This window comes from Pseudomonas sp. GL_090 (assembly GCF_057837765.1).
Map to the genome: position 1 here is coordinate 717,752 of NZ_CM174452.1, position 16,146 is coordinate 733,897.

14 protein-coding genes and 1 pseudogene are annotated in these 16,146 nt (G+C 61.3%); 6 read left to right on the plus strand and 9 right to left on the minus strand.

Annotated elements, in window-relative coordinates:
• The first annotated feature begins 104 nt into the window (after positions 1-104).
• Both AC3ITA_RS03115 and AC3ITA_RS03120 read left to right on the plus strand, forming a co-directional pair.
• Positions 105-884, plus strand: coding sequence for a response regulator transcription factor (locus AC3ITA_RS03115; protein WP_095944183.1), 780 nt, complete (start codon positions 105-107; stop codon positions 882-884).
• 675 nt (positions 885-1,559) lie between these two features.
• Positions 1,560-1,820: a DUF6124 family protein gene (locus AC3ITA_RS03120; RefSeq protein ID WP_095944181.1), complete on the plus strand. Its 261-nt coding sequence runs from the start codon at positions 1,560-1,562 to the stop codon at positions 1,818-1,820.
• Here the strand turns inward: AC3ITA_RS03120 and AC3ITA_RS03125 are convergent.
• From AC3ITA_RS03125 to cpaB, 5 genes are all read right to left on the minus strand, one after another.
• Positions 1,817-2,707, minus strand: coding sequence for a type II secretion system F family protein (locus AC3ITA_RS03125; protein ID WP_095944180.1), 891 nt, complete (start codon positions 2,705-2,707; stop codon positions 1,817-1,819). The two genes, AC3ITA_RS03120 and AC3ITA_RS03125, sit on opposite strands and share 4 nt — an antisense overlap.
• A gap of 2 nt (positions 2,708-2,709) precedes the next feature.
• A complete protein-coding gene (locus tag AC3ITA_RS03130) occupies positions 2,710-3,594 on the minus strand; it encodes a type II secretion system F family protein (RefSeq protein WP_095944179.1) in 885 nt (294 codons plus the stop codon).
• A 9-nt stretch (positions 3,595-3,603) separates the two neighbouring features.
• The gene (locus AC3ITA_RS03135) at positions 3,604-4,884 is read right to left on the minus strand and encodes a TadA family conjugal transfer-associated ATPase (protein WP_095944178.1); all 1,281 of its coding nucleotides are present in this window, start codon (positions 4,882-4,884) and stop codon (positions 3,604-3,606) included.
• Complete coding sequence (locus AC3ITA_RS03140; RefSeq protein ID WP_489279405.1) at positions 4,881-6,071, minus strand: CpaE/TadZ family protein; 1,191 nt, start codon at positions 6,069-6,071, stop codon at positions 4,881-4,883. Before AC3ITA_RS03140 ends, AC3ITA_RS03135 begins: the two co-directional genes overlap by 4 nt.
• Positions 6,072-6,190: 119 nt before the next feature.
• Positions 6,191-7,135, minus strand: coding sequence for a Flp pilus assembly protein CpaB (gene cpaB / locus AC3ITA_RS03145; RefSeq protein WP_150673150.1), 945 nt, complete (start codon positions 7,133-7,135; stop codon positions 6,191-6,193).
• Between the two features lie 324 nt (positions 7,136-7,459).
• Here cpaB and AC3ITA_RS03150 point away from each other — a divergent pair, with 324 nt between their 5' ends.
• Entirely contained in the window at positions 7,460-7,657 is a 198-nt protein-coding gene (locus tag AC3ITA_RS03150; protein ID WP_095944175.1) for a Flp family type IVb pilin, read from the plus strand.
• A 75-nt stretch (positions 7,658-7,732) separates the two neighbouring features.
• Positions 7,733-8,146, plus strand: a complete 414-nt coding sequence (locus AC3ITA_RS03155) for a response regulator (RefSeq protein ID WP_150673149.1) — start codon at positions 7,733-7,735, stop codon at positions 8,144-8,146.
• 855 nt (positions 8,147-9,001) lie between these two features.
• Here AC3ITA_RS03155 and AC3ITA_RS03160 read toward each other — a convergent pair.
• Together AC3ITA_RS03160 and AC3ITA_RS03165 are read right to left on the minus strand one after the other, a co-directional pair.
• Positions 9,002-9,856, minus strand: a complete 855-nt coding sequence (locus tag AC3ITA_RS03160) for a MaoC family dehydratase (protein ID WP_489279407.1) — start codon at positions 9,854-9,856, stop codon at positions 9,002-9,004.
• Positions 9,857-9,858: 2 nt separating this feature from the next.
• A complete protein-coding gene (locus tag AC3ITA_RS03165) occupies positions 9,859-11,211 on the minus strand; it encodes a 3-oxoacyl-ACP reductase (RefSeq protein ID WP_489279409.1) in 1,353 nt (450 codons plus the stop codon).
• Positions 11,212-11,433: 222 nt separating this feature from the next.
• Between AC3ITA_RS03165 and AC3ITA_RS03170 the strand changes: the two genes are divergently transcribed.
• Entirely contained in the window at positions 11,434-12,711 is a 1,278-nt protein-coding gene (locus AC3ITA_RS03170) for an acetyl-CoA C-acetyltransferase (protein ID WP_489279410.1), read from the plus strand.
• A 124-nt stretch (positions 12,712-12,835) separates the two neighbouring features.
• Here AC3ITA_RS03170 and AC3ITA_RS03175 read toward each other — a convergent pair whose 3' ends face one another.
• Positions 12,836-13,603, minus strand: a complete 768-nt coding sequence (locus AC3ITA_RS03175; protein WP_489280744.1) for a methyl-accepting chemotaxis protein — start codon at positions 13,601-13,603, stop codon at positions 12,836-12,838.
• A gap of 90 nt (positions 13,604-13,693) precedes the next feature.
• Positions 13,694-14,782 (minus strand): annotated as a pseudogene (locus AC3ITA_RS03180) (cache domain-containing protein); the annotation flags it as partial.
• A gap of 446 nt (positions 14,783-15,228) precedes the next feature.
• On the opposite strand from AC3ITA_RS03180, the gene AC3ITA_RS03185 reads away from it, so the two are divergent.
• Complete coding sequence (locus AC3ITA_RS03185) at positions 15,229-16,122, plus strand: PA4780 family RIO1-like protein kinase (RefSeq protein ID WP_095944167.1); 894 nt, start codon at positions 15,229-15,231, stop codon at positions 16,120-16,122.
• The last annotated feature ends 24 nt before the right edge of the window (positions 16,123-16,146 follow it).

A 16,146-nucleotide genomic window follows, 5' to 3' on the forward strand; every position in this document is an offset into this window, starting at 1 on the left:
TGTGTACATAGCCGGAAACTACGTCTACTTTTCAGACAGAAGTTGTACAGCCGTTGGCTGTCGCTGAGGGACGGGTCAACCTATGACCTGACAGGGAGTTGCTCGTGAGCAAGTTTACTTCGGCAGTAAAAGTCCTTGTGGTCGACGATGCGCCATTGATCGTTGAAGAGCTTTGCGAATTTCTGGAGGGCAAAGGTTACCGTTGTGTTCCGTGCGAGTCGGGCTATCTGGCGATCGAGCGTTTCAAAGAAGACCTCGATATCGGCCTGGTGCTGCTGGATTTGCAGATGCCCGGCATGGACGGCATTGAGTTGATGCAGGAGTTGCAGCGGCTATCGGGCAAGCACCGGGCGTTCGAGGCGATCATGCTCACCGGGTGCGCCGACAAGCAGGACGTGATCAAGGCTCTGCGCGCTGGTGTTGCCGACTATTACCAGAAGCCGATCGATCTGAATGAGTTGCTCGAAGGTTTGCAGCGGCAGGAAGTGGCCTTGCAGGAGAGGCACAAGAACCTGCAGTTGGGGCATTTGAATCAGAAGCTTCAGTATCTGTCCGAGTCGATCGATGATCTTTACCAGGACCTGGACAAGGTTCGGCGCGGGCCGCATGCGGGCGCCGGTGACCGGGGTGTCGCTGATACTGATGCGGTGGAGGTTCCGGCGATTTTCAATCAGTTGTCTGCGCGGCAACTGGAGGTGGCGCGGTTGGTGGGCAAGGGGCAGACCAATTATCAGATTGCCTGTGAGTTGGGTATTACCGAGAACACGGTGAAGTTGTATGTGTCGCAGGTGCTGCGGTTGACGCATATGCATAACCGAACGCAGTTGGCGTTGGCCTTGTCGCCCAGTGGTTCCTTGGGGTGGCGGCGGGTTACGGCGCACTGAGTCTTGGCGGCCTCTGGGCCGACCATGTTGGTGGTTTGGGTTGAGTACATATCCGTTGCTGCGGTAACGGCCCGTTGCTAAGGCTCGGGGTTCCTTCGCTGCCGAGGGGGCGGGTGGATCAAGATCAAGAGCTGCAGGCGAGCTAACGCTCGGCCTGATGAGTGGTGAGAAGCGGCGAGGGTACGCGGCTTTTGCTTGTGCTTTAGCTTTTGCTTTTGCTTGTGCTTTTCTGTGGGAGCCAGCCTGCTGGCGATAGCGGCCTGCCATCCGACCAATCCCCTCTCAGATGTAGCCAGCCCAACTGTAGGAGCGAGCCTGCTCGCGATGACATCCCTCCAGCCAACACATTCCTGTGTAGTTTTCCTCAAACCCCTGGGAAATCTCCGACACGCTTTTCAGGTTGTCCGTCGGAAGCGCGATCTCTAGCCTTTGTCGGTCGCTGCAAAATCAGTGACCGGGCTGTCGCGGCCTTTTAGTCTACTTGGTGCATAATCCACCGGCTCAAACCGGAGCGCTTCGGTGCTTGTCGTTTGATGTAATGGTGGCTGTGCGCGGGATACCTTCGGGTATGCCGGGTTTCCAAGTAGCTCGGTCCGCGACCCCGCGTACAGCTGCCACCCTTGATTGCTGTCGCGGCGATCAGTGGCAGCTCCATCTCATACTTGGAGCTTCACCATGATCAAACCCACCCCAAATCCCCCCAAACCTGTCACCCAAAAGCCCGGCACGATGTTCATCATCGCCCCGGACATCGACACCGAGACCCTGCTGGCCCACGCCTGTGAATCACTGGCGTCGGCGAGTGTGATGGCGAGTGATTTCGCGGGGTTTCTGCAAGGCTCGCAGCGCAATACGATGCTGGGGATTGCGCAGGTGATCATGCTGGGCGAGCTGGCGGTGAATCGGGCACTGGATAATCTCGATCCGCAGGATTAGTGGCCAAAGGACCGGGCCAGGGCCGTGAAGCCAGGGCCGGCGAGGACGATCAATAACGCCGGGAAGAGAAACAACATCATCACGACGGACATTTTGGCGGACATTTTGGAAATGTATTCCTGCAGGCGCGTCAGGCGCCGGTCGTCGAGCAACTGTTTGAGCGCCAGCAAGGACTTCATCGCGCCGCCACCCTGATGGATCAATTGTTGAAGGATCACGCAGGTGTCGGTGAATTCGTCTACCGAGAGCAGTCGGGTGGTCTTGTTCAGTTCTTCGCCCAGTTCCAGCCCGGAGTCGACGCGGGTCAGAATCAGGCGCAGTTCATGGGTCAGGGCGGGCAGCAGTTGCCTGCCTTCCTGGCTCAGCACACGCAGGGATTGCTCCACCGCCATGCCCGATTCGAACAGGGTGCGCAGCAGCGCAATGAAGGTCGAGGTTTCGGTGGCGAGTTGTTTTTGCCGACGCTGTGCGGCGGCGGACAGCCAGCGTTTGGGCAGCAGATAGCCGGCACAGGTGGCGAGCATCGGGGCGATCCAGTGGTTCTCCACACTCGGGTAGAACAGCCCCTGGATCAGCAGGCACAAGGACAGCGCCAACAGCGGCACGCCTACCTGCAAGGCGGCGAACTGTGAGCGTTGGCGTGCGCTGCGCCAGCCAAGGCGGTTGAGCAGGGTCTGGGTTTCGTTGTCCATTTTGACCGACTGCTGCCCCAGCCGACTGGCGCCCAGGGCCTGCAGCAACAGGGTGAGGTGACTATCACCCGGCGCCTTTCCATCCAGTCGCTGGGCCACCTGGCGTGCTCGTCGGCTTTGGTCCAGCAAGGCGTTGAGCAACAACAGTGCTGCCCCGAAAAGCAGCAGCGCGCTTACCAGCAAGAGCATCATCATATTCATAGGCTACGCAACATGCGCCAAAGCGCCAGGCAACCGATCACCTGAAATCCGAAGGCACTCGCCAGCATGATTTGCCCCGAGCTGTCGTGCCACATGGAAAGCAGGTAGGTTGGATTGGTCAGTAGAAAGTAGCCGGCGACCGAGACCGGCAGCAAGGCCAGGACCGCGGCAGTGATACGGGTTTCGCCGGTCATGGCCTTCAACTGGCGAGCCGCTTGCTCGCGTTCGCGGATCATCTTGATCAGGTTTTCCAGCAGCTCACTGGCATTGCCACCATAGCGGTGGTTGACCTTCAAGCCGAGTGCGAGCAGGCGCAGTTCGTCTTTCTCGTACAGCTCGGCGAAGTCCGAAGCGGCGTCTGCCAGGGTGACCCCCAGTTGCACATTGCGCTGAATCCGGCCCATGGCATTTTTCAGCGGGTCGTCGGCCGCATCGATGGCGCCGAGCACGGCATCGGCCAGGGTCCGCCCGGACTTCAGGCTGCGTACGGCATGGTCGAGCAACATCGGCAACTGGTCGATCATGCGGCTGAGACGACGCTGATAACGCCAGCTGATGAACAGCCGTACCACCACCGGAGGCACCAGCAGCGCCAGCAGCGCGCCGACCCAGCCACCCAGGGCAATTCCCAGCAGCACCCCGAGTATCCAGAACGCCAGCCACTGGCCCAGGCGTTCGGTGGGGCGTCCGAGTCCGGCGCGCAAAAACGCCCGCTCAAGGCCCGCCCATGACGACTTCTGCACGACCCGCAGCGGTTGCCCCTGGCTCAGGCGTCCCAGAATTCGTTCGTTGCCGGTCTGGCGCAAGCCGTTATAGAGCAGGCGCAGCGCCAGGCCGAGAAAGATCAGGCAAACGAGGATGAGCAGCGCCGGTTTGAGCATGCCGTGGCCTCAGTACGCCGAGGGAGGCAGCGCCGAGTCCCGGCGCAATTTGTCGCCAGCCGGGTTCACGGCTTCGCGCAGGAAACCGAATCCGGTGTGGCGGTCGAAACGGAACAGCGTGTTGGTGACATACATGTCGTCGCGCACCCCAACGACTTCCACCACTTCACTGACGCAGCGGCGCCCGTCGGGCAAGCGCGTGAGCTGGATGACCACATCGAGCGCCGCGCAGATCATTTGCCGCAGGGTGCGCTCGGCGATGCTGCGGCCGGTCAAGCCCACCAGGGTCTCCAGGCGCAGCAGTGCATCCTGGGCGTTGTTGGCGTGGACGGTACTCATCGAACCGTCGTGGCCAGTGTTCATGGCGGTCAACACATCGACCACTTCGACTCCGCGAATTTCGCCGAGGATGATCCGGTCCGGGCGCATCCGCAGGGCGTTGCGAATCAGGTCGCTGGCTTTCACCTCGCCATGGCCTTCGGCATTCGGTGGACGGGTTTCCAGGCGCACGACGTGAGGATGGCCCAGTTGCAGTTCGGCGACGTCTTCGATGGTGACCAGTCGTTCCTGAGGGTTGATCAACTGGCTGAGAATGTTCAGCAGCGTGGTCTTGCCGGTGCCGGTGCCCCCACTGATCAGGATGTTGCAGCGTTTGCCCACGGCTTCCTGAATGAATTCGTAGATCCCGTGATCGATGGTTTGCATCGCGATCAGGTCGGAGCTTTTGAGCATGTCCTGGCGGAATTTGCGGATCGACAGGCACGGGCCATCGAGGGCAATTGGCGGAATGATGGCGTTGACCCGGCTGCCGTCCGGCAGGCGCGCGTCGACCATCGGCGAAGACTCATCGAGACGTCGGCCCAGGGGCGCGAGAATCCGTTGCATCACACGTTCGACGTGGTGCGAATCGATAAAGCGCAAGTCACTCAGGTGCAGCAAGCCTTCACGTTCGACAAATACCCGGTGCGGACCGTTGACCAGAATCTCGGTCACCGCCGTGTCGCGCAGCAGTACTTCCAACGGGCCGAAACCGGTGAGTTCGTCGACGATCTCTTCGGCCAGACGTTCCATTTCATAGCGGGAAATCGCCAGGTGCAAACGCGCGATGTACTCGGCCACCTTGTCGATCACGAACTGCGCCAGCGCCTGACGCGAGCCCTCCAGCAGGTTTTTCCCCGACTCTTCGATGGCGTCGATGATGTAGCGGTGCAGCACCAGTTTCAGGCCTTCGTGGTCGGTATTGCCGACCGCGCCGCGTTGGGGTGAGCCGAAGAGTTTTTCACTGCTCATTGTGCGCCCCTCAAGCGGTTGAACCAGCCGGTCTTGGGTTTGGCCAGGCCTTCGGAATGCTTGGCCAGGCGCTCGCCGAGGGCGCGCAGGCCCTGGGTGAGGCCCTCGCGTGGGGCCAGTTCGAACAGGGTCAGGCCCTGGTTCTTGGCGTTGAGCCGCACTTCCGGGCTGTAGGCGAGGGTGGCGATGATCTCCAGGCCGAACGTCTTGCCCAGGGTGTCGGAGTCCGGTGCGACGCTACGCAGGTAGCGGTCCACGAGCAGTTTGGCGTGATCGAGCTTCATGCCTTTTTCGCGCCACAAGTTGAGCACCGTGAGGTTGCGGCGGCAGTCGAGCACGTTCTGGTCGGTGTACCACAGCAGTTTGTCGCAATGGCTGACGAAGGTGCGCAGCGCCTCACTGTCGGGTTGACCGGTGAGGTTTACCACGATGTGCTGGAAGTGTTGGCGCAGGGCACTGAGCAACATGTACAACTCGGCGGCGCTGGTGTGTTCCAGCGGTTCATCGCCACTGGCGTAGGCGAGGATGCGCAGCCCGGCCTCGCAACTGGTGAAGGCACTGTCGATCAGCGTCGCGTCCAGGCGTCGCAAGTGGCGCAGCGCATCGCCGAAATGAAACGAGCTTTCAAGGCCCAACAGCGCCAGGCTATCGCCCCGGGGTAATCCAAGGTCCAGCAGCAGTGTGTGCTGTCCGCTTTTTTGCACCACTTGCGCCATGTGCGTGGCCAGCAACGCGCCGTCGGCGCTGCTCTGCACGCCATACAGTACGGTCAGGCGGCCCAGGTGCGTGTTCGGCGCGATGGCGGGCAGGCGTTTGCTCAGGCGTCGCACCAACCCCGCGACTTCACTGGCGCGTGAACCATAGGCCACGAAATCCCTGGCCCCGGCGCGCATCGCATTGAGTACCAGCTGGTTGTCCATGCCGTCGCCCAGCGCGACGATCGCCAGCATCGGCTTGGCTTCCAGCGCGCCTTCGATCAGCGCACTTTGGGTGACCACGTGGTCGCGGTCCAGGCCGATGAACACCAGGCTGGCGCAGGTCACGTCCACCAGTGCCAACAGCTCGTCGAGGCTGCCGCCACCGGCGCTGACCACCTGGCCCAGGGGCGCAAGGGCGCCTTGCAGCCATTCCAGGTCGGTGCTGTTGCGCGTGATCGCGAGGAAGGTTTGACTCAGGTTCTGGCTCATTGCGATAACTCACTGCGTGATACCGCACTCGCCGACAGGCCGCCGAGCAAAGCACCCCGGATCGAGCCATTGAACAACGACGTAAAACGTCTGCGCATGGAAAGGCGTCCTTGTTCGATTCAGGGGGTTTGTTGAGTGATCTCGTTGCCGCGAATGACTTCCACGCTGGTTTTGCGCGACGCGACGGCCGGGCGGGCAACGGGTTTGGGCGGCGCAGTCATGGCCAGCTGGCTGAATTGCAATAGCTCGCGGTTGGCATTGGCCAGGTTGGCGGCAGAGCTGCTTTCGCCGGCCCAGTAGCGCGCCAGGCGTTTTTCATCGGCGCTACGTACGGCCAGGCGCAGCACGCCGGCCTGGGTCGCGAGCATCAGGCGGCTCACCAGTTGTTCAGGAACCGCGAGCAACACGGTCCGGGCCGCGGCGCGGGATTGATCCTGTTTGAGTTTTTCCTCTACGTTGCGCGCCGGGCCGGAAGGCTGGCCGTCGTTGGTCAACCCCAACTGCTCGCCGACCCCGAGCACCCGCAAGGCCGGTATCACGAGTTGTGCCGTTGGCTGCGGATTGAGGGTGTCCATGCGCAGGAACAGCAGCACATCGACATAGTCGCCTGGCGTCAGTTGCCCGCCGACTATGACCACTTCGTCCGTGGCGACCGCCAGGGCGCGCTCATTGGGGCGGATCATCCGCGACAGCTTGCTGCCGGCTTCGAAGCTTTCGTCGTTGAGCCAGCTGCCGGCGGTGAGGGCGCGCCAGGGGGTACGGCCAATCGCCTGGTCGAGGCTGGTCAGGCTGCCAGCCGGGGCGGTGTGCAACTGTTCCAGGACGACATCGGCGGCGGTGATCGGCGTATACGACGCGACATCGTTCACCAGCACGACCACGGGATGGCGGGTCGGGTCATTAGCCGACACAGGCAGCTGTGCAATGGCGAACGGTGCATTGACGGTGGATTGGGCAACGGCCTCGGGGGCCGGTTGACGACTCAATGAGAGCCCCCAGTAACCGGTAATGATGGCGCCGAACAGAAACAATCCGGCGAGGCCCAGAGTGACACGGCTGTTCATGAAGGCTCTCCCTTTCCTGCTGCGCAAACCCCGTCAAGTCCAACGAGACAACTTCGCAATCAGGCAGCTATGAACATGGAACTATTTCGCTATTTGACGGTAGCGCAGGTAAAGCAAAATGCCATTACTGTGGGAGGAAAAATCTAACGAAAGTGCAAAGTTGCGATAAAACGACCTGTTTTATGACGTCAACGAAACGGTTAATACTTTAGTGTTAATGCGTATTTACAGTTGTTGGGCCGGGGAATGCCGACAATGCTGATGCTGGCACTGGGGAATCATGTTGCGTCCGTGCAACACCCGTCGTCGTCCAGGAGAAATGCCATGTCTTTTTCCAAACTTGTTGAGAAGGTCAAATCCGGAATCGCTTTTTACAAGGGCCTGGCCAGGGATACCGAAGGGGCGTCCGGTATTGAGTACGCGATCATTGCGGCCATGGTCGCGGTGGTGCTCGCCGGTTTCAGTACGGGTGTCCAGAACGCCATCTCGGCCACGTTCACCACGATTCAAGCGGCGCTGTGACAAGGAAGTCGACAGTTTGTTGTTGCTTCACAGGGTTTCTAACGTCAGCGCTTCGTCCATTGCAGGTGTGACCTCATGAACGCTCTCGCACGGCCACGCCAACAGCTTCTTCTGGTGGATGACGAAGAGGACGCATTGCTTGAGTTGGCGGAGTTGCTGGAAGGTGAGGGGTTCAATTGTTTTACGGCCACTTCGGTCAAGCTCGCGTTGAAGCATCTGACCCGGCATCCCGATATCGCTTTGGTGATCACTGATTTGCGCATGCCGGAGGAGAGTGGCATGTCGTTGATCAAGCGCTTGCGCGAGCATACATCGCGCGAGCATTTGCCGGTGATTGTGATGTCGGGGCATGCGGGCATGGATGATGTCAGTGACCTGTTGCGTTTGCAGGTGCTGGATCTTTTTCGCAAGCCGATTTATCACGTGCGGTTGTTGGAGACGCTGAATAATCTGTTTCCGCAGCCGCAGGTTTATCTGGTCAAAGGGTGACTTGGCGGCCTCTGGGCCGACCATGTTGGTGGTTTGGGTTGTGTACATATCCGTTGCTGCGGTAACGGCGGCTTATGGTTTCGCCCTTACGGCGAGTCCCTTTTGTCAAACGACACAAAAGGAACCAAAAAGTCTCGCCCCTTACGTACGGCCCCTCGCTGAGGCTCGGGGTTCCTTCGCTGCGGTATTCATCCGGGGGCATTGCCCTCCGGTCTGCTTCGCGACGACCTACATGCAATGAGTTCGACTGCGTCGAACGGCGCTGCGCGCCAATCCCCGGATGAACACCTCCGCTCAGCCTGCCGATATAGGCGGGTGGATCAAGATCAAAAGCTGCAGGCGAGCTAACGCTCGGCCTGATGAGTGGTGAGAAGCGGCGCGGTGTACGCTGCTCTGCCTTTGCTCTTCTGTGGGAGCGAGCTCGCTCGCGAAGGCGGCCTGACAGCCGACCCATTTTTTTCGAATGTACCCAGCCTAACTGTAGGAGCGAGCCTGCTCGCGAAGGCGGCCTGCCAGTCGACCGAAATCTTGCAGATGTACTCAGTACCTGTAGGAGCGAGCCTGCTCGCGAAGGCGGCCTGCCAGTCGACCGAAATCTTGCAGATGTACTCAGTACCTGTGGGAGCGAGCCTGCTCGCGATGACGGCCTGACAGCCGACCAATTTCTTGCAGATGTACTCGGTACCTGTGGGAGCGAGCCTGCTCGCGATGACGGCCTGACAGCCGACCAATTTCTTGCAGATGTACTCGGTACCTGTGGGAGCTTGCTCGCGATGGCGGCCTACCGGCCGGCCTGATTGTCTGAATGTATGCAGCCATCGGGAGCAAGCTCCCTCGCCACAGACATCAGCCTTGTCAGGCCATCGGCCGCCAATGCCCGATCATATGCTCCAGCTCCCCGGCACCCATCAGTTGAAAATCCCCGTTCGGCCCCGGCTCGCTGGCCAGCAACGTCACTTCACTGGGCAACCGTACCGGCTTCTTGAACTGCACGGCGATTTCGACATTCGCCGCTGGAAGATGTCCGGCCAGCGCAGCCAATGTGCGTGCCTTGTTCCACAGGCCGTGAGCGATGGCGGTCGGGAAGCCGAAGAGTTTGGCGCTGGCCGCGCTCAGGTGAATCGGGTTGTAGTCGCCCGACACCCTGGCGTATTGCCGGCCGATGTCCGAGGGCGCTTTCCAGTGTTCGATTTCGCTCAGGGCCAGGCTCGATACCGGGGGCTCTTCAAGCGGTTCGCCCTTGAGTTTGACGCCGCGACAGAGCATCCGGCTTTCTGCTTTCCACAACGGGCCCAACTGATCGTCGAGGTTGGTCAGCAGATCGAACGTCGCGCCTTTGGCGTGGGGCTGCAGGTTCTGCACTCGCACGCTGACGCGCACCCGACTCACCCCGCCCATGGGGCGCAGTACTCGAATGCGGTTGCTCAGGTGAATCAGGCCCAGCAGCGGGAACGGGAAGTCCCTGGCTGTGAGCAACTGCATCTGCAAGGCAAACCCGAGGATGTGCGGGTAGGTCGGTGGCAGCAGACCGTTGTCGGCGAAACCACAGACCTTGCGATAAGCCGCCAAGTGCTTGGGATCGACTTCGACCCAGCAACGCAAACCCGAGTCGGGCAGGCGGCTGCCGGTGATTTTGCGTCGTGTCGCCGCTCGTGCGTACGACCCCGTCAGGCCGGGTTCGCGGTTGAGTGTGTGCCAGTCGGTGATCATCCTTAAGCTCCCAGAGCGCTTTGTCCGCACACACGCAACGCTTGCCCGGTGAACGCGCCGGTGCCCGGTTGCGCGAGCCAGGCCACGGCCTCGGCGACGTCTTGCGGCAGGCCACCCTGGCCGAGGGAACTCATACGCCGTCCCGCTTCGCGCAGGCCGAAGGGAATGTGTGCGGTCATCTGTGTTTCGATGAAGCCCGGCGCCACGGCGTTGATGCTGATGCCGCGCTCGTGGAGCAGCGGCGCCCAGGCTTGTGCCAGACCGATCAACCCGGCCTTGCTCGCCGCGTAATTGGTTTGCCCGCGATTGCCGGCGATGCCGCTGATGGACGCCAGCAGGATCACCCGGCCGTTGTCGTGCAGGGTGCCGCTGTCGAGCAGGGCTTTGGTCAGCACTTGCGGCGCGTTGAGGTTGACCGCCAGCACCGCGTCCCAGAATTCCGGGGTCATGTTGGCCAGGGTTTTATCCCGGGTGATGCCGGCGTTGTGCACCACGATATCGAGGCCGTCGGGCAATTGTTCGACCAACGGCGTGGCGGCGTCTTCGGCGCAGATGTCGAGAGTGATGCTGCGCCCGCCCAGGCGTGCGGCGAGTGCTTCGAGATCGGTTTTGGCCGAGGGCACGTCGAGCAGGGTGACGTCGGCACCATCACGGGCCAGGGTTTCGGCGATGGCGGCACCGATACCGCGTGCTGCGCCGGTGACCAGTGCCTTGCGCCCGGCGAGCGGGCGTGTCCAGTCAGTGACTGGCGTCGCGCACGGATTCAAGCGAATGACTTGGCCGGACACGAAGGCGCTTTTCGGTGAGAGGAAAAACCGCAGTGGGCCTTCCAGTTGTGCCTCGGCCCCTTCGCCGACATAGATCAATTGCAGGGTGCCACCGCTGCGCAACTCCTTGGCCAGGGAACGGCTGAAACCTTCCAGGGCACGCTGGGCACTGGCGGCGAACGGGTCGCGCAGGGTTTGCGGATCACGCCCGAGAATCACCAGGTGCGCACAGTGTTCGAGGTTTTTCATCAGCGGCTGGAAAAACTCACGCAGTTGCTTGAGTTGATCGGTGTGCAGCAGGTCACTGGCGTCGAACACCACGGCCTTGAGTTTCGGGCCATGGCCGGGAATCCAGGCCGTGGCCATCGAAGGCTCGGTGCCGTAGCTGTAGATCGCGTCGGTCAGGCGGTTGGCGAAGGCGCTGACGTGTTCGGCCAATAGCCCGCCGCCGATCAGCAGCGCGCCGTCTACAGGTCGCAACCGGCCCGCTTGCCAGCGCTCCAGTCTACTCGGCGCCGGCAACCCCAGGGCGCCGACCAGGCGATGACCGATGGACGAATTGGCGAAGTCGATATAGCGGTCAGACATGGAACGCGCTCCGAAAGCTGGGGATCAAAGTGTGGACCATGAATGGCGATCAGTCGTTCGATCCACGAGATAAGGCCTACGCTTGGTTACATTGTAGGAGCGAGCTTGCTCGCGATGGCGGTGTATCAGCCAACATCGATGTTGCATGTGCTGACCTCTTCGCGAGCAGGCTCGCTCCCACAGGGTTAGTGTTTACATCAGGTCTTTTGTCAGGAGTTCTTTATGACCCAACTGCGCCGCGTCGCGATCATCGGCGGTAACCGGATTCCTTTCGCCCGCTCCAACGGCCCCTACGCCACGGCCAGTAACCAGGTGATGCTCACCGCAGCCCTCGAGGGCCTGATCGAACGTTACAACCTGCATGGCCAGCGCATCGGAGAAGTGGTCGCCGGGGCCGTGCTCAAGTTGTCGCGGGACATGAACCTCACACGCGAGTGTGTACTCGGTTCGCGTCTGTCGCCCGCCACTCCGGCCTATGACATCCAGCAGGCGTGTGGGACCGGGCTGGAAGCGGCGTTGCTGGTGGCGAACAAAATTGCCCTCGGCCAGATCGACTGCGGCATTGCCGGTGGCGTGGACACCACCTCGGATGCGCCGATCAGTGTCAGCGAAGGCCTGCGCAAAATCCTCCTGCAAGCCAACCGCGCGAAAACCACCGGCGACAAACTGAAAACCTTCCTGCAATTGCGTCCCAAACATCTGATCCCCGAATTTCCGCGCAACGGCGAGCCGCGTACCGGGTTGTCCATGGGCCAGCATTGCGAGCTGATGGCCCAGACCTGGAGTATCCCTCGCGAAGCACAGGATCAATTGGCGTTTGAGAGCCATCAGAAACTGGCTGCGTCCTACGCCGAGGGCTGGCACAACGACCTGATGACGCCATTCCTGGGCCTGACCCGCGACAACAACCTGCGCCCGGATTCCACGCTGGAAAAGCTCGCCGCGCTCAAGCCCGCCTATGAGAAAAGCGCCAAGGGCACTCTGACCGCAGGTAACTCCACGCCGTTGACCGATGGCGCATCACTGGTGCTGCTGGGCAGCGAAGAATGGGCCAAGGCACGCGGGTTACCGATTCTGGCCTACTGGCGTGACGGCGAGGCGGCGGCAGTGGATTTCGTCAATGGCGCCGAAGGCTTGTTGATGGCGCCGGTCTACGCCGTGCCGCGTTTGCTCGCGCGCAATGGCCTGACCTTGCAGGACTTCGACTACTACGAAATCCACGAAGCCTTCGCCGCGCAAGTGCTGTGCACCTTGAAGGCCTGGGAAGATCCCGAGTACTGCAAAACCCGTCTCGGGCTCGATGCGCCGTTGGGCTCGATCGAGCGCAGCAGACTCAACGTCAAGGGCAGTTCACTGGCGGCGGGGCATCCGTTTGCCGCTACGGGCGGGCGCATCGTCGCCAACCTGGCGAAGTTGCTGGATGCGGCGGGCAAGGGGCGGGGACTGATTTCGATCTGTGCGGCGGGCGGGCAGGGTGTGACCGCCATCATCGAACGCTAGGCAAAAACGACTGTAGGAGCAAGCCTGCTCGCGATGGCGGCATATCAGTCAACATGGATGTTGAAGCCGATGGCCTCATCGCGAGCAGGCTCGCTCCTACAGGGTTTAGTGGTGAGGTTGCGAATCAGGTACGGAACCTGCGCACCAAACCGTCCAGCTCATTGGACAACCCGGCCAGGCTCTGGGAATCCAGGCGCGCCGAGTTGGCCAGTTCCGCCACCAACTGCGCATCGCCATGGATCTGGCTGATGTGCCGGTTGATGTCTTCGGCCACTTGATGCTGTTGTTCCGCCGCCGTGGCGATCTGGGTGTTCATGTCGCGGATCACGTCCACCGACTCGCGGATCTGCCCGAAGCTGCTGCGCGCCTCACCGATGCGCGTCACCGATTGCTGGGACACTTCCAGGCTGGCGTGCATCTGTTGGGTTACCTGGCTGGTGCGTTTGGCCAGGTTGCCCAGCAGGCCGTCGATTTCCGCCGTGGAGTCGGCCGTGCGCTTGGCCAGGGCGCGTACTTCGTCAGCCACCACGGCAAAGCCGCGTCCCTGTTCTCCGGCCCGGGCCGCTTCGATCGCGGCGTTCAGTGCCAGCAGGTTGGTCTGTTCAGCGATCGAGCGGATGGTCCCCAGGATCGACTGAATGTCGTTGCTGTCGCGTTCGAGTTGTTGCATCGACTGGGCCGACTGTTCGATTTCCTGGCTCAGGCGATCAACGCTGTTCACCGCCGCATCGATCTGCTGCTGACCTTCGCGCGCCTGGCGCTGGCCACTGTCGGCAGACTCCGCCGCCTGGCTGCAAGAGCGCGCGACTTCGTTGGCGGTGGCGACCATTTCGTGGAACGCCGTGGAGACCATGTCCACCGCTTCACGCTGGCGTCCGGCGGCTTCGGTCATGTCGCTGGAGACCTGGGTCGAACTCTTGGACGTGGCGAGGATCTTGCCCGCCGCGCCGCCGATGTTCTGGATCAGGTTGCGAATCGCGGTCAGGAACTGGTTGAACCAGTTGGCCAGTTGCGCGGTTTCATCGTTGCCACGGATTTGCAGGTTCTGGGTCAGGTCGCCTTCGCCCTGGGCGATGCCTTCCAGGCCGCTGGCCACGCTGCGGATCGGGCGCACGATGAGGCTGGCGAAACTGGCGCCGACGATAGCGAAGATGACGGCCAGGACGGCGGCGATGATGGCGATCAACCAGGTCAACCGGGTCGCGGAGCTCATCACGTCGTCCTGTTTGATCAGGCCGATGAAGGTCCAGCCCAGTTGCTCCGATGGCCAGACATTGGCCATGTAGTGCTCGCCATTGAGCTCCACTTCCACCAGGCCCTTGCCGGCCTTGGCCAGTTGCGCGTAGCCGTCGCCAAGGCTGTTCAGCGGTTTGAAGTTGTGTTCCGGTTGTTTCGGATCCACCAGGACCATGCCGGTGTTTTCCAGCAGCATCAGGTAGCCGGTTTCACCGAGCTTGATCTGTTTGACGATTTCGGTGAGCTGCTTGAGCGTCACGTCGATGCTGACCACGCCGCCGTTGGTACCCAGCTTGTTGTCGATGGTGCGCACGGTGCTGACGTAGGTCGCGTCGTCCTGGGCCCAGTAATAGGCCTCGGTGCGGAACGGCTTGCCCGGTTTGGCCTGGGCCGTCTTGTACCAGGGGCGCTGGCGCGGGTCATAGTTATTCAGCTTTGGATCATCCGGCCACGACACATAGCCGCCTGCTGCCGTGCCGAGGATGGCATAGGCGTACGCCGGGTGGCTGTTGCCCAGGTCCTGGAGCAGGGTGAAGACTTTTTTGTCCGCCTCGCCCTGGGGGACGCTCTCGGCGTTGGCGGCCATGTAGGTCTTGAGGCTGTCGTCGGAGTTTCGGATCAGCGGCTGCTTGGCCAGGTAATCGACGTTCTGGCTGATGCCGTCAAAGAACAATTGCATGGCATTGCTGACCTGACGAATCTCGCGGGCGCTGCCGTCGACGAATTCGTCCCTGGCATCACTGCGCAGGTTCAGCACAACGAGGGTGGCGACCAGCACCACGGGCAGACAGGCGATGATTGCAAACGCCCAGGTCAACTTCTGTTTGATGTTCATCCGCGCTCCAGATTTTCTTGTAGGCCCACGCAGTGCAGATGACTCGCGGTTTTATTGGCAGCCGTAATCGTTCTTGGTCAACCCGGGTCCTTGAGTGCGGCAACGCTTTTGTTGTGGCAGCGATTGTCGGACAAATCACTTTGTCCCTTAGGACTTCGGCTGTTGTCGGAGGAAATTGAGGCCTGTTGGGAAAAATTCTACGGAGGCTATGAGTTGTGTTGTCAGCTTCTGTCGCAATTGCCCTCAATGCCCCTGCACAACAAGTGACGCAGGCTCGGCTATGATCTGGAACGACCATGACGGTCGTCGGTTTTACCTGATGAAATCGGTACATTCTGTGCATCTGCAATGTTCATAAGTCGGCAACCCCTCCCCCCCGTGAGTGGATTGCCGTATAACGAATGACTTTCGCGTGTTTGGTAATAAAGGACCCACAATAAAAGCTGATGAAGACTCCAAAACGCATTGAACCCCTGATCGAGGACGGTCTGGTCGACGAGGTGCTGCGCCCACTCATGAGTGGTAAAGAAGCAGCTGTTTATGTGGTGCGCTGCGGCAACGAGTTGCGTTGCGCGAAGGTCTACAAGGAGGCGAATAAACGCAGTTTCCGTCAGGCGGCCGAATACCAGGAAGGCCGCAAGGTGCGCAACAGCCGTCAGGCCCGTGCAATGGCCAAGGGCTCCAAGTTTGGCCGCAAGGAAACCGAGGACGCCTGGCAGAACGCCGAGGTGGCGGCGCTGTTCCGTCTGGCCAGTGCCGGTGTGCGGGTGCCCAAGCCGTTCGACTTCCTCGAAGGCGTGCTGCTCATGGAGCTGGTGGCCGACGAGTACGGTGATGCCGCGCCGCGCCTGAACGATGTGGTGCTGGAGCCGGACCAGGCCCGCGAGTATCACGCGTATCTGATTTCCCAGATCGTGCTGATGCTGTGTACCGGTCTGGTGCACGGCGACCTGTCCGAGTTCAACGTGCTGCTGACGCCGACCGGCCCGGTCATCATCGACCTGCCGCAGGCGGTGGACGCGGCGGGCAACAACCACGCGTTCAGCATGCTGGAGCGGGATGTGGGCAACATGGCGTCCTACTTCGGGCGGTTTGCGCCGGAGTTGAAGAAGACCAAGTACGCCAAGGAAATGTGGGCCTTGTACGAGGCCGGCACCTTGCACCCGGCCAGTGTCCTGACCGGCGAGTTCGCCGACACCGAAGAGCTGGCCGACGTGGGCGGAATCATGCGCGAGATCGAGGCCGCGCGCCTGGATGAAGAGCGCAAGCAAGCCGTGCGTGCGGCGGACGATGCGCCGCCGGGCAAGACCGAAGAACCGCCTCCACCGTGGATGCAGTGATCGGTTAAAGAAAAACCCGGCTTC

Bases quoted from the DNA above. Each gene is read 5' to 3' on its own strand.
- AC3ITA_RS03135 (WP_095944178.1), bottom strand. From the start codon at position 4,884: ATGAGCAGTGAAAAACTCTTCGGCTCACCCCAACGCGGCGCGGTCGGC.
- AC3ITA_RS03125 (WP_095944180.1), bottom strand. From the start codon at position 2,707: ATGATGATGCTCTTGCTGGTAAGCGCGCTGCTGCTTTTCGGGGCAGCA.
- AC3ITA_RS03175 (WP_489280744.1), bottom strand. From the start codon at position 13,603: ATGACCGAAGCCGCCGGACGCCAGCGTGAAGCGGTGGACATGGTCTCC.
- AC3ITA_RS03185 (WP_095944167.1), top strand. From the start codon at position 15,229: ATGAAGACTCCAAAACGCATTGAACCCCTGATCGAGGACGGTCTGGTC.
- AC3ITA_RS03165 (WP_489279409.1), bottom strand. From the start codon at position 11,211: ATGTCTGACCGCTATATCGACTTCGCCAATTCGTCCATCGGTCATCGC.
- AC3ITA_RS03155 (WP_150673149.1), top strand. From the start codon at position 7,733: ATGAACGCTCTCGCACGGCCACGCCAACAGCTTCTTCTGGTGGATGAC.
- AC3ITA_RS03150 (WP_095944175.1), top strand. From the start codon at position 7,460: ATGTCTTTTTCCAAACTTGTTGAGAAGGTCAAATCCGGAATCGCTTTT.
- cpaB (WP_150673150.1), bottom strand. From the start codon at position 7,135: ATGAACAGCCGTGTCACTCTGGGCCTCGCCGGATTGTTTCTGTTCGGC.
- AC3ITA_RS03120 (WP_095944181.1), top strand. From the start codon at position 1,560: ATGATCAAACCCACCCCAAATCCCCCCAAACCTGTCACCCAAAAGCCC.
- AC3ITA_RS03160 (WP_489279407.1), bottom strand. From the start codon at position 9,856: ATGATCACCGACTGGCACACACTCAACCGCGAACCCGGCCTGACGGGG.
- AC3ITA_RS03170 (WP_489279410.1), top strand. From the start codon at position 11,434: ATGACCCAACTGCGCCGCGTCGCGATCATCGGCGGTAACCGGATTCCT.
- AC3ITA_RS03130 (WP_095944179.1), bottom strand. From the start codon at position 3,594: ATGCTCAAACCGGCGCTGCTCATCCTCGTTTGCCTGATCTTTCTCGGC.
- AC3ITA_RS03140 (WP_489279405.1), bottom strand. From the start codon at position 6,071: ATGAGCCAGAACCTGAGTCAAACCTTCCTCGCGATCACGCGCAACAGC.